This window comes from Neptuniibacter sp. QD29_5 (assembly GCF_047778125.1).
In the GTDB taxonomy this organism is placed as follows: domain Bacteria; phylum Pseudomonadota; class Gammaproteobacteria; order Pseudomonadales; family Balneatricaceae; genus Neptuniibacter.
In genome coordinates this window covers 1,376,027-1,389,016 of record NZ_CP180556.1, presented here as the reverse complement: position 1 = coordinate 1,389,016, position 12,990 = coordinate 1,376,027, and the positions used below count along the sequence as shown (strand labels likewise).

At 42.4% G+C, this 12,990-nt stretch carries 13 protein-coding genes; 6 read left to right on the top strand and 7 right to left on the bottom strand.

The window, feature by feature from the left end; all coding sequences use genetic code 11:
* Positions 1–42: 42 nt before the first annotated feature.
* Positions 43–252 (top strand): hypothetical protein, encoded by a 210-nt coding sequence (locus ACMXYR_RS06335; protein ID WP_415903348.1) that lies wholly within the window; start codon positions 43–45, stop codon positions 250–252.
* A gap of 168 nt (positions 253–420) precedes the next feature.
* Positions 421–1,137, top strand: coding sequence for a YebC/PmpR family DNA-binding transcriptional regulator (locus ACMXYR_RS06330; RefSeq protein ID WP_415903347.1), 717 nt, complete (start codon positions 421–423; stop codon positions 1,135–1,137).
* A gap of 334 nt (positions 1,138–1,471) precedes the next feature.
* Here ACMXYR_RS06330 and ACMXYR_RS06325 read toward each other — a convergent pair whose 3' ends face one another.
* From ACMXYR_RS06325 to pdxB, 4 genes are all read right to left on the bottom strand, one after another.
* Positions 1,472–2,035, bottom strand: coding sequence for a hypothetical protein (locus ACMXYR_RS06325; RefSeq protein ID WP_415903346.1), 564 nt, complete (start codon positions 2,033–2,035; stop codon positions 1,472–1,474).
* A gap of 385 nt (positions 2,036–2,420) precedes the next feature.
* Positions 2,421–3,533 (bottom strand): ATP-NAD kinase family protein, encoded by a 1,113-nt coding sequence (locus tag ACMXYR_RS06320; RefSeq protein WP_415903345.1) that lies wholly within the window; start codon positions 3,531–3,533, stop codon positions 2,421–2,423.
* Positions 3,526–4,233, bottom strand: a complete 708-nt coding sequence (locus tag ACMXYR_RS06315) for a flagellar brake protein (protein WP_415903344.1) — start codon at positions 4,231–4,233, stop codon at positions 3,526–3,528. Before ACMXYR_RS06315 ends, ACMXYR_RS06320 begins: the two co-directional genes overlap by 8 nt.
* Before the next feature lie 52 nt (positions 4,234–4,285).
* The gene (pdxB, locus tag ACMXYR_RS06310; protein WP_415903343.1) at positions 4,286–5,425 is read right to left on the bottom strand and encodes a 4-phosphoerythronate dehydrogenase PdxB; all 1,140 of its coding nucleotides are present in this window, start codon (positions 5,423–5,425) and stop codon (positions 4,286–4,288) included.
* 98 nt (positions 5,426–5,523) lie between these two features.
* Between pdxB and ACMXYR_RS06305 the strand changes: the two genes are divergently transcribed.
* From ACMXYR_RS06305 to trpB, 3 genes are all read left to right on the top strand, one after another.
* Positions 5,524–5,829, top strand: coding sequence for a hypothetical protein (locus ACMXYR_RS06305; RefSeq protein ID WP_415903342.1), 306 nt, complete (start codon positions 5,524–5,526; stop codon positions 5,827–5,829).
* Between the two features lie 195 nt (positions 5,830–6,024).
* Complete coding sequence (locus tag ACMXYR_RS06300; protein WP_415903341.1) at positions 6,025–7,674, top strand: methyl-accepting chemotaxis protein; 1,650 nt, start codon at positions 6,025–6,027, stop codon at positions 7,672–7,674.
* A gap of 161 nt (positions 7,675–7,835) precedes the next feature.
* Entirely contained in the window at positions 7,836–9,038 is a 1,203-nt protein-coding gene (gene trpB / locus ACMXYR_RS06295; RefSeq protein ID WP_415903340.1) for a tryptophan synthase subunit beta, read from the top strand.
* Positions 9,039–9,094: 56 nt separating this feature from the next.
* Here trpB and ACMXYR_RS06290 read toward each other — a convergent pair whose 3' ends face one another.
* The 3 genes from ACMXYR_RS06290 to ACMXYR_RS06280 all read right to left on the bottom strand — a co-directional run bounded on the left by ACMXYR_RS06290 (position 9,095) and on the right by ACMXYR_RS06280 (position 10,989).
* Positions 9,095–9,889: a UDP-2,3-diacylglucosamine diphosphatase gene (locus tag ACMXYR_RS06290; protein ID WP_415903339.1), complete on the bottom strand. Its 795-nt coding sequence runs from the start codon at positions 9,887–9,889 to the stop codon at positions 9,095–9,097.
* A 154-nt stretch (positions 9,890–10,043) separates the two neighbouring features.
* On the bottom strand, positions 10,044–10,340 hold the full coding sequence (locus ACMXYR_RS06285) for an antibiotic biosynthesis monooxygenase family protein (RefSeq protein WP_415903338.1): 297 nt from the start codon (positions 10,338–10,340) through the stop codon (positions 10,044–10,046).
* A 10-nt stretch (positions 10,341–10,350) separates the two neighbouring features.
* A complete protein-coding gene (locus ACMXYR_RS06280) occupies positions 10,351–10,989 on the bottom strand; it encodes a LysE family translocator (protein ID WP_415903337.1) in 639 nt (212 codons plus the stop codon).
* Positions 10,990–12,134: 1,145 nt separating this feature from the next.
* On the opposite strand from ACMXYR_RS06280, the gene ACMXYR_RS06275 reads away from it, so the two are divergent.
* Positions 12,135–12,989, top strand: a complete 855-nt coding sequence (locus ACMXYR_RS06275) for a DMT family transporter (protein WP_415903336.1) — start codon at positions 12,135–12,137, stop codon at positions 12,987–12,989.
* The last annotated feature ends 1 nt before the right edge of the window (position 12,990 follow it).

Genomic DNA, 12,990 nt, shown 5'->3' with positions numbered 1-12,990 from the left:
AAAATGCTGCACAAGCACAACTAATGTGCAATGGAGTTAATCATGGAAATTAATAAGTACTCTTCGGTCATTAGATCTCTTGTTATCGATGATAACTTCACCGCTTGGGTATCCGCTAAGGATAAGCCTATGTTTTGTGCTCAACTAGCAGACCTTGAGGACGAACACCCCATCATCAAAGAAATTGTATCTGGGGCGATCAATCAGATATTTTCGAGAAAAGCAGAAAATAGAAGCAATAGAACGCTTTAATCAGCAGCGAATACCATTGCTATCAAGGAAAACGCAATTCTTTACCTTCACATGAGTTGAAAAGCATTTTTTACGGAATACTTAGCCATGCAACCTAAATTCGGGTTTTCAGTTCGGCTCTGAAACGGTAGAATTTTCTTCTTTTTTCTCAGTGTATGGAATATCGCAATGGGTCGAGCCTATCAAAACCGTAAAGAGTCGATGGCAAAAACATCCGATGCCAAGGCTAAGGTTTACAGTAAATTTAGCCGTGAAATCTATGTTTGTGCGAAAGCAGGCGGCATCGAAGTCGATGGTAACCTAGCATTAGCTGGCTTAATCGAACGAGCTAAAAAGGCCCAAGTGCCTGCTCACGTAATTGATAAAGCGCTAGATAAAGCGAAAGGTGGCGGCGGTGAAGATTTCTCTGAAGCTCGTTACGAAGGTTTCGGTCCTGGCGGCTGCATGGTTATCGTTGAATGCCTGACAGACAACCCTAACCGTACTTTTGGTGATGTACGTAATTGCTTTAACAAAACCAAATGTAAAATTGGTTCTCAGGGCAGCGTTAGCCACATGTTCGACCACAGTGCGATCTTCGTATTCAACGGTGATGATGAAGATGCTGTGCTAGAAGCGCTAATGATGGAAGATGTGGACGTAACAGATATCGAAGCTGAAGACGGCAAGATTACTGTTTTCGCGCCTCACACTGATTACTTTAAAGCGAAAAAAGCGCTTCAAGAAAACATCGAAGGCCTAGACCTAGACGTTGATGAGATCCAATTCGTACCTCACAACGGCTCACCAGTATCTGCTGATGACCTTCCAATGTTCGAGAAATTTATCGACATGCTAAATGATCTGGATGATGTTCAGAACATTTATCACAATGCTGAGATCTAATCTCTAACCTGTTCTAAAAAAGCCTGCTTACACAGCAGGCTTTTTTATTTTTCGATTGAGTTTAGTGGTATAAAAAAAGCGCTGTTTACTTAAGTAAACAGCGCCTCAAAGCAGATCTTTCTTAAACTACAGAACCCAAACTTTCCTATGACTTATCGAAAGATCTTCCCATCTTGCAGGATGTAATCATTGACTACGCTATCCGTTGAAAGTTCCATTAGTTAAATAAAAATTTCTCAACGACTCTTCCATCCAAGTGCAATCGGGAAAATAGTATCGCTAAACAAAGAACTCATTTACCCCGACAGAAATAAACGAGCTCTTATTAGAAATGTTACTTCATCTTGTTCATTTCTTTGAATTTAGCCATCAAAGCAACTGGTTGCTTTTTCTTGTTGTTTTTATTTAGAACAAATACAACCGTCTGGCCTTGTGGGCCTGCAGCGATCTGAGTGAAACGATATGGCGCTTCACCTACAGTACGAACGTCTTCCATATCTTCAAGAGTACTGAATACATATAGACGACCATCTTCGCCGCGCATTTCGCCGTAGAAGCTCTCTGCACCAGTCATTTCGCCTTGGAACATATCGATGCTAGCGATACCAGACATTTTCTTTTTGTCTGCGCCAGTTAGACCGAATACCAATGTTTCGCCTTTAGGGCCACCACCAATAAATACTTTACGGTAAGATGTTTCGCCAACTGTTAGGAAAGACTGATAAGTTGCGAAATCATCAAACACATAGTGACGACCTTCGTGAGAAACTTCATATAAGTCATCATTATTTAGTTGGACAACATCTTTAGTGTCTTCCTGTTTCGCCTGATTTGTGTGGCAACCAGTTAGAGCAATCATTGCGCTTGCAACAACAGCGCCTGCGATCAGTTTTTTCATGGGGTGAGCCTCAATAAGTTCTTAAAAAATTATCAAACAGAACTTTACCGAGACTCTATGACAGAACGATGTCAGTTTGATTCATCCAACCAACTGAAAGTTATAAATGTAGTCAGCAATACCAATGCGGCAATCGCATGAGGAAACGGGAAGAGTACACAAAGACTAAGTACACAGATCCAGAGAAGTTTAATTTTATTTCTCTTGGCACGATGCTGAGCCGTGAATAAACGTCGATAAAAGTGATCTTTATCAGGGGTCTGGTCACGCATCCATTCTGGCGCAAGCAGCATAAGAAAAAAATTAAATAAGTGATTAACCACAACTGTCACCTGCCCATATAAAAAAGACCTGTAACACAGGTCCTTAAAGCATAGATAAGCTCTTAGTAATCCGCCACACGATACAATACAGAATCATGATAACCCGTTGTAACTGGTATCACGCCCGAGAGCTTCGCGTTTAACTCTGGGTCACCGCTATCTACGATTAACGGGCGGCCTTCCAGTTCACGCAGTTTTGTTTTGGTAGCAATAACATTGATATTTTCTTTGCCAATACGCTTGAGTAAGGCAGGGCTTAACTGTTGATTACCACGTCCGACTATGTGACCTTGACCACCGATCAATGTAATCACTAGTTCACAATGTGCACCTTCAGTTAACTCCAGCAACTGCTGTGCTGTACAGTCAGAGGCAACGATCTCGTTATCTTTAATCAGATCGACCCCTAACAACGTATTAGGTAACCCCAATTGCTCCATGACGGCAGCCACAGTAGAGCCTGATCCCATAACATAGTATGAATCAGGATCCATCTTCTCGATCACATCTGCTGCGATATCATCCAACACCAACTCTTCGGATTCTTTACCACCATTTTTTACGTGCTGTAAAAAACGATGCTCTTGAGGCACAACTAACTCGCCATAATATTTCGCACGAACACGCCCTTCCCGAAACGCCTCTTCATCAATATCACGGACTTCCTGATCACCGAGGGTAACTAACTCGCCTTTCACCAGCATGCCAACAATTTCACCCGCAGCCTTAGGCGTAACGGCATAAACACCCGAGTGTATTTTTACACCTGCGGGAACACCTAGAACCGGAACTTCACCTGCAATTGATTCACAGATATTACGAGCGGTACCGTCACCACCTGCAAATAGGATGATATCAACCCCTGCAGTAACCAGGTCTTTGGCGGCTCTTAAAGTATCTTCTGCATGAGTATTGCCTGATTCGATCTCGCCAATGACTTGCGGTTCAAACCCTGCTTTAACAGCAACCTCTTCACCCATCTCTGCAGGATAAGTGATAACTTGGATATCTAAACCTTGAAGTACTTCCAAAGCCTGGAGGGTACGTAAGCCTGCTTTAGGTTCAGCACCTAATTCCAGAGCTTTCTTTGCGGTCTCCTCACCGTCACTTCCCTTAAGCGCAACACTGCCGCCAACTCCTGCCAAAGGGTTAATAATAAGACCGAGTTTAAACACCTATGATCTCCAAATTACCGGTTTCAATTAAAAATTGCTGGTATACAAAAGCAGCTAGAATAAGCTGGGTGTCATCATCAATTTCTTCAAACTCGACACCGTGGCTTACCACCTTAGTTAACCCGTCTTCTGCCGTTTGAACGCTTCTAATAACAACAGGGGTTAAAACAACTTGATCTGCTCCAGCTACTTGAAAGCGCGTCGTGACAAATAACTTGTCACCTTGTTTACCTAAGGTAACAGGCGCATCTATACAGGCTCCTTTGATACTAATATCAGTGCAGTAAGCATTGATAGGCCAATCTAAGCGTAACCCTTTACCCAATTCAAATTCATCAATCGATACCATCAAATTAACAGGCACCCGTGTGTGGCTACGAATGCGCCTAACTTCAGTATCGGTTGGATATTCAAGGTGCCAATATGCAAATGGGCTTGTCTGTATTTTGAGCAATTTTGCACTGAAGGCACAAATAAAGTTACCGCTCATGAGACGAACTGTGACATGTGAACCCACATTGATGGAATTTGAAGTACGTGGCGCGGATACCATCATGCTACCGTTTTCACGATAGCCTAAAAGCTGGACCGAATAACGACCACGCGGTGTACGCGTTTCTATCTGAACCTTTTCCCCCACTTTAGGATTAAGTTCAGCAAGTGTTTTAACGGATTTTAACTGTGCTAACGCTTCGGTCATTCAGGGTTCTTATAACTGCAATAATAAAGGCTATAGCTTAAGGGATTTAGGGTTAGTCTGCGAGCTGAAAACCCAATGCCAATAGCTCTTTTGGATTCTTCGCATCAGCAACTGTTAAAGATGCAAATTCACGGCGCACTCGATATTGCTTACGAAGTTGATCAAAAGCTAGTTCTTGCTCTTTTCCCGGTAAATCCAAAGTTGCTCTTAAAAGTTTATCATCCACTTGTGGATCATAAATCAACGTCATCAATTCTAACGCTGTTAAACTCCCCTGTTCTTTATATGACAGTTCGGCCTTTGGAAGAAAATCGGTTAGAGATTCCTCACACTCCACCTGCAAATGCTCACATAGCGCTTGATAGAGCATGTACGTACCTCGAATCTTTCCATCAAGGCTATAACCTGCAATATGTGGCGAGACGAATTCACAACGATCAGCTAATTCAGCATGAACTATAGGTTCGTGCTCCCAAACATCTAGAGCAAAAAGCAGATCAGAACGCTGTTGCCCAATTTGAAGCAAGGCGGCGTTATCAATCACTGGACCGCGACCAGCATTAATTACGATAGAATTTTTTCGTAGCTTCTGCAGCGGGTTTGTCGAAAGTAGGTGTTTTGTTGGATGATTACCATCAACCGTAAGCGGAGTATGTAAGCAAAGAATATCTGCTTGCTCCAACAAAGTATCTAAATCAGAAAAGCCTTCCTCTGATTCAGCACGCGGAGGATCATTGAGCAAAACGTTGAAGCCTAACTTTTCAAAGCGCTTCTGCAAGCGACCGCCGACATTACCCACACCGATAATCCCATAGGTTCTATCTTTCGGCTCAAACTGATATTTATCTGCAAATTGATAGATCACGCTAAGCACATACTCCACCACTGCATCTGCATTACAGCCCGGCGCATTCGCAAAAGTGATATTCTGATCTTGCAGAAATTGCTTATCTACATGATCAGTACCGATAGTGGCAGTACCTACAAATTGCACACGACTGCCCTCGAGAAGCGCCTGATTGACTTGGGTAATGGAGCGAACTAAGAGTACATCTACATCAGAAAGCTGCTCAGCTGTCAGGCCTCGACCAGCATAAAGTTCAACGTCACCAAAACGAGAAAAAATAGCCTCAGCCATAGGCATATTCTCATCAGCCATGATTTTTAGTTTCGGGTTCAACAATTTATCCATCTCCAGTCTTTACAAACCGCACGATATCAGGCTCAATGCGCGGTTTTCATTGGCTCTCAGCAGGGGAAACCTGCTGTAATTTTACGGATTACATCAGTTTGATCATACGCTGGCAAAAACAACAGGAATACTACATCGTTCGGATGTACCAAGACCTGGTCGGTGATTGGATTGTAACCCAAAGTTGGGGTAATTCGACTGATGATAAAAATGAATGTAATCAAACAGTTGCCAAATCATATCAAGATGCGCGATTTTTAGTGAGAGAAATTCGTAAGCAATTGAAGTGTGAAGGTTTTAGGCTGATTGCTCGTAAAGAAACACAGCTAGGGTTTGAATTTGACCCTATTCATATTGATTCTCCCAAAAAGCATGTTCTGCTGTTTTCAGAAAAATTATTCTGAGTACATTTCCTTTAAATTCCCCCTTCTACCCTTCCAATCTCTACTAAAGTACAGCATTTACCCTATTTTTGTGATGATATATTCCTCTATATACGCTTGTAATACAGGCAGTTAGAGAGCTATAAGCTAACGACTATAAACACTTATAGCCTCCCAAATTACCTACCCTACATAACAACAAAATAGGGAAATTGCATGAACAGGTCCATTTCCAGCTTTTACTTCAAAAGTTTTTTTGCCGCACTTTTTATCATCATCATTGCAGGCGCAGCTGCTTTTTATTTAGGCGTTGATAGCACCGCGCTGATCATTCTTATTGTAACTTCGCTCCTAGCATCAGGCCTTTCTATCTTGGTTTTGCATAACTCAGTTTTAGGCAAACTCAATAAAGAGGCTTCGCTAGTAAATGCCAACAAAACAGACGAACTAGAGTTACTACCTTCTTTGTTTGGCGATCTATTCAGTAATCGACAAGGTAATGAAGATGTCGGTGCTAAGTTATCGTCCAGCGCAAACGCTAACGCCGTTGCTGCTGCAGAGGTTTCCTACTCTGCTGACACTTTAAAAACGAAACTTGATAACCAAGTTCAAGAAGTCTCTCAAATTGCACAAAATTCTGAAGAGATGACAGTGACGGTACAACAATCTGCACAACAAGCAGAAATTGCTGCCGAAATGGCAATTCAAGCAAAAACGACTGGTGCAGAAGGTCAACAGGCGCTCACTGAAGCGATGAGCAATATTCGTGAGCTTAATTCCCAAGCTGCTGAAACTCTGACATTAATTGAACAATTGAATGCAAAATCTCTAAAGATCCAAGATGTAACTAAGGTTATTGAAGAAATCGCAGAACAAACTAACCTGCTTGCACTTAACGCCGCAATCGAAGCTGCCCGTGCAGGTGATCATGGCCGAGGGTTTGCCGTAGTAGCTGATGAAGTAAGACAGCTAGCCTCCAGAACAGCTAGCGCAACAGGTGAAGTAGAAACTATTGTTGATGAGATCCGTGCTGAAACACAACAGGTTGTATCGCGAATCAAGACCCTTTCAGGGGACGTAGAAAGCGGCACCGAAGCGATGGAACTTATCAGCGATCAATTAGGTGGAATTTCAGAACAATCCTCCGCTGTTGAAGGACAGATATCCGTAATTGCTGAAGGTGCTCGCGCCAACCGTCAAAACTTAGAAGTGATCTTCAATTCACTACAAACTGTTCGCCATGAGCTAGAAGAAAGTGATGTTGAAGTAAGTCAACTTGCGACACAAGCCTCAGCGTTAATGGAAGCAGCTGAACGCTCCAATGCAATTTTAGCGGCATCTTCAGAGCAAAACTTCCATCAGCAGTTCTATCATATTGCTCGTGATACTGCTGATCTAGTTACAGAGTCTTTCCAACAAGCAATTTCGTCTGGGCAGATGCATGAAGGCAGCCTGTTTGATCGCAATTATGTACCGGTTGAAGGTACTAACCCACAAAAGTACACGACCCAATTCGATAAGTACTGTGATCAAATCTTACCGGGAATCCAAGAACCGGCCCTTTCCCGACATAATAAAATGGTCTATGCCATCGTGACTGACCCGAATGGCTATGTCCCAACTCACAACAATCAGTTTGCAAACCCACCAACTGGGGACTTTGAAACCGATCTTGTGAAAAGCCGAAGTAAACGTCTGTTTAATGACCGAACCGGCGCACGTTGTGGTTGCCATACCGAAACAATGCTTTTGCAAACTTATAAACGTGATACCGGCGAAATTATGCATGACCTATCAGTGCCAATCTTTATCAATGGTCGCCACTGGGGTGGATTACGCATAGGTTACTGGCCAGAAAATCACTAATTCGTCCGACTTTAAAACCGCTTTTTTAAAGCGGTTTTTTTTTGCGCCTTAAACAATTTATTACGTAAGGTTAAATGCATATAATCTAATCATATAAAGAACAGCTATATAGATGTTCTGAGATTCATTTAAAACAAAATGACACAAATTGCGGGAAGAAGATGAAGAAATTTGAATTCTCTGAGATGCCTAATAAAGAGGGTTTCTTTGGTCAATTTGGTGGGCAAGAGATCCCGCCAGAACTAAAAACAATCATGGATGAAATTAATGACGCATATGAAGAGATCCGTCAACAACCGGAATTTCAGCAAGAGCTGGATACACTGTTTGCTGATTATGTTGGTCGTCCAAGTCCGATCTACCATGCAAAACGCCTAAGTGAAAAGCTGGGTGGCGCACAGATCTACCTTAAACGTGAAGACTTAAACCACACAGGCGCACATAAGATCAATCATTGTTTAGGTGAAGCCCTTCTCGCTAAATATATGGGCAAAACTAAAGTGATCGCCGAAACAGGCGCAGGCCAACACGGAGTGGCTTTAGCAACAGCTTGCGCACTCGTTGGAATTCCGTGTGAAATTCACATGGGCCAAGTCGATATAGAGAAAGAACATCCTAACGTTACCAAAATGAAAATTCTTGGTTGTAAGTTAGTCCCGGTTACACAGGGCACAGCGACGTTAAAAGACGCTGTTGATAGCGCATTTGAAGAGTACCTAAAAGATCCTATTAATTACATCTATGCGATCGGTTCAGTGGTTGGCCCTCACCCTTTCCCCAAAATGGTCCGTGATTTCCAAAGTATTATTGGTAGCGAAGCACGCGAACAGTTCCAAGCGAAAAAGGGGCAACTACCCAATTACATCACAGCCTGTGTCGGTGGCGGCTCAAACGCAATGGGGCTATTTACTGCATTTTTAAACGATGAAGCGGTCAATATTGTTGGTGTTGAACCGGCTGGTAAAGGCTTAGATACCACAGAGCATTCGGCAACGCTTACTTTGGGTAAACCAAGTTCTCTTCATGGCATGAAATGTTATGTGCTTGAAGATGATAACGGTGAGCCTCTTCCAGTTCACTCTATTGCTTCAGGGCTGGATTACCCTGGCGTTGGGCCACAACACAGCTACTTAAAAGAACTAGGTCGCGTTCAGTATGAAACCGCTACTGACCAAGAGTGTCTAGATGCCTTTATGACCCTGTCCCAAGTAGAAGGTATTATCCCAGCACTAGAGAGCTCTCATGCAGTTGCTTGGGCTATGCGTAAAGCACCTGAACTATCCAAAGATCAGAGCATTCTTGTAAATCTTTCAGGCCGTGGTGACAAAGACGCCGACTACGTCGCTGATAAACTGGGGCTGTAAACCATCCCCTAAGTGGTGCAACAGGTTTCTGTTGCACCCGCTCCGCTTACTCGACCTTAAGCAACTTGTAGCTGCTGTTCCCTATCTCTGTTTTTCCATTCTAAACGGTCACTGAAATGCAGTAACCTTAGCTCTCCCGAATAATCTTCAATGAGTGCAGAACAATTCTCAATCCAATCGCCAGTATTTGCATAAAGTACATCTGTACCATCGTCATATTCTGGGTAATGAATATGGCCACAAATCACACCGTCGAACCCTCGTCGCTTAGCCTCGGCCTTGCACTCTGTTTTATAACGGTTGATAGCATACTTAGCGCCACGAATATTATCTTTAACCTGCCCTGCCAGTGAATAAAATGAACGTCCACTGATTTTTCTTAATCGATTAGACCAGCGATTCAAGAAAAGTAGAAAGTCGTATGCTAAATCCCCTGCCCATTTAGTCAGCCAACTATGCTTCATATACGCATCCATCGCATCGCCATGCATGATTAAAAATCGCTTATCCTGAACCGTTTTAAATTCATGCTCATGAATAATCTCTATAGGCCCAAAACACTGACCGTCAAAGCGACGCAAAGGGTCATCATGATTACCAGGCACGTATATAACACGTGTACCTTGATCGGCAAGTTCGTAGAGTTTTAAAAGAATTCGATAATGTTCTTCGGGCCAAAACAATTTTCGTTTCAATGACCACAGATCCACAATATCCCCAACCAAATATAAGGTTTCACATTTGATAGAAGATAGAAATTGATAAAGGTAATAGGCCTTACAGTCTTTAAAGCCAAGATGGACATCAGAGATAAAAATAGTGCGGGCATTGATCAGCGAAGACACGGTCATAAATTCTCTCTTTATGAGTTATGACCAGTCTTAAAAATTAACGTGACAACTTGCTAACAGAAAGATGAAATATTGGTGACGTTGAATAGAGAATAAAATAACCATAATTTTGGTTATTTGAGTACTCAAACTAATACCTGATACAAGTCTTAACTTAGTCTGCCGAGAAGCTATATTCCCGTTCGATTTTCATCACTTGCACAGTGTAAGCACTATACCAACGCTTTTGACCCTCTGTTTGAGCTAGGTGATGTTCAGGGTCTTGTTTCCAAGCTAGGATATCTGCTTCAGAATTCCAATAAGATATTGCAACTTCTTGCTCTCCTTCCGTGACCGCAACAAAGTCTAAACAACCGTATTTATCAAAAGCTAGTTGCCGCATTCGAGCAACCGTTTCTAAATATTGTTCATCCTGCTTTCCAGTTTTCGCTCGAAAGATAACTGCGTACACAACTCAACCTCTATGCTTTTTGCCCCATCAATAAAGTGCTGAAGTAGATCATTACTGAGCCTGATATTCGTTGTACCCAACGACCAGCTGCAGAATGCTTACTACGAGCCTTTAGCCTATCAATCATTAAAGTCATACCAGTAAACCAACACGCTATGATGACTGCATGAATAGTCACTAACGCAAAAGCACTAAGATAACTTGACGATTCGAACTGAACAAATTGAGGGAATGCCGCGAGATAAAACATCGAAACCTTTGGGTTTAATAACTGAGTCAAAAAACCTTCTGTAAAGCTTCCAAATAAAGATTTAGATGCTTTTTTCTTCATCGCATGTTGCGCATTCGTTTTATCAAGTGCGGGCGCTAAAAAGGATTGGTAGATCGCTTTAGCACCTATGTAGAAAAGATAGAGCGCACCCAGTAATTTAATGAGGAAAAATAACTCAGCAGACTGAAGTAGGATTGCGGACAATCCTAAAATTGAAAAAGCCCCGTGGAAGAATGTTGCCGTAAATAACCCTAAAATATTAGCAAATGAGGCTGTACAGCCCTGTACGGAGGCTGTTTTTATTATTAACACGCCATTTGGGCCTGGCGAGATTACCAGCAGTAGAGCAACGATTGAAAAGGTTAGTATCTCTTGCATACCCGCTCTCTCTTTATTAAAGAACGCAATTGTAGCACAGAGTATTTAAGCAAAAAAAACCGGAGCCCCTTGGGGGTCCGGTTAAGCAATTTGCTTCAATGACAAGAGCCATGTGCTTGTAGCTTCTGCAGTGGCAGAGGTGCTAACACATACACGAAAATGCAATATCGCTAGTGCATGGCGGCCTAGCTAGTGAGGGGAGCTTACCGCCTGCCGTGTTGATATCAATACTATATGAATGAGAATGATTTGCAACTATATTAACAATAAAAATTAAAAATATTTTTATTGTAGTTGTTTCATTCCTACTAAGAGTACAGCTGGACTTTGTTTACTACTAAATCAATATCCACTTGAAGTGGTTTATCTGTCGACCTCCTACCTTCGGGACGCCGTCTTGAGTAAAACAAAGCTTTATCTACTTGCTTGCGTTTCGTTCTATCTAACCTTCTATCAATATGTGAGCATCGGCGCTCATAGCCTCTGTATAACGAAAACAGGTGCTTATCTCGCCACTCTTTTGCAAGCTCAATGCAGGGTAAACGGGGACTTATTGATACATCCACACAGTCAGGATCGGACCAATAGAAAAAGATGCCCTTTTCATCAATATCTTTAACTAATCTCACCTATATCTCCTCGTAGCTTACACTACGGATTAAGGTGAGCATCCATGCCCAGTGGTATCGAATATATACTTTCATCTATGAGTGTAGCACATTGATTAGGCTTGTCTTATGTAGACCCTTTTATGTGGGATAAGTTCATTGGCATACAACTAAGGAAGGAAGTGCTTTGCGCACGGAAAAAAGCCGGATCAAATGATCCGGCTTTTTAAAATAAACTGAACCGGTGAGAGTTCAGCTTGCAACACTGATAATCGAGGGGAGTATCAATGTCAGCGAAGACTTTCAGTGAGCAGTGAAAGTAAACGCTAAGTCGGCAATGTCAGTGAGGTGAGGTGAGGTCGTTCATTGCCTATCACTTATGAGCGATCACGATATTAATGCTATTGAGAATGATTAGCAACACCATTTTACAAAAAAATTAAATTTATCTTTCGCTCGCTTTTAGAGTACCTTTAGCGCCTCATCTCTAACGCTCAAATTTAGCCTATGAATTCGCAAAAAATACAAGCTGATCTCATGTTGCTCTTAGTTGCATGCATCTGGGGGTTTGCATTTGTAGCACAACGACTTGGGATGGAATCTTTAGGTCCATTTGGTTTTAACGCATTAAGATTTCTACTTGGTGCCTGCTCCCTACTCCCACTTTTGTTTTTATTTAGAAGGTCTGCTCATTGCTCTGATAATAGAGCTCTATTCAAAAGCGGCACTTTAGCTGGACTAGTTCTTTTTGCAGGCGCCTCTTTTCAGCAGGCAGGTCTGGTCTATACAACGGCGGGCAATGCCGGCTTTATCACTGGCTTGTACATCATCCTCGTGCCAATCATCGGCTTAGCCCTCGGGCAAACCACCAATATCAACACTTGGCTAGGAGGAATGTTCGCGGTTTTAGGTTTGTACGTTCTTAGCTTTAGAGACCTGAGCGCAATTAACTTTGGGGACATATTAGAGCTCCTAGGCGCAGCATGCTGGGCTATACATGTACTTTTAATAGCAAAGCTTGCTCCCAAGATGGACAACTTACGTCTAGCAATAATCCAATTCACAGTATGTGCTCTTTGTAGTGGACTGGTTGCCCTAACTATCGAATCCCATAGTTTTACCTTTGAAAACGCTATTAACTCCTGGGCACCTATTGCTTACGCAGGCTTTATCTCCGTTGGCATTGCTTACACCTTACAAGTTTTTGCCCAACGCCATGCCCCTCCTGCGCATGCAGCCATCATTATGAGTCTTGAAGCCGTAGCCGCTGCATTTGGCGGATGGTTAATTCTAGAAGAACAATTCAGCACGCTAGGCTTACTAGGCTGTGGTTTGATGTTATTTGGTATGCTGCTATCACAATTACCTTCAATTTATAAGAAGAGAGCTTGAG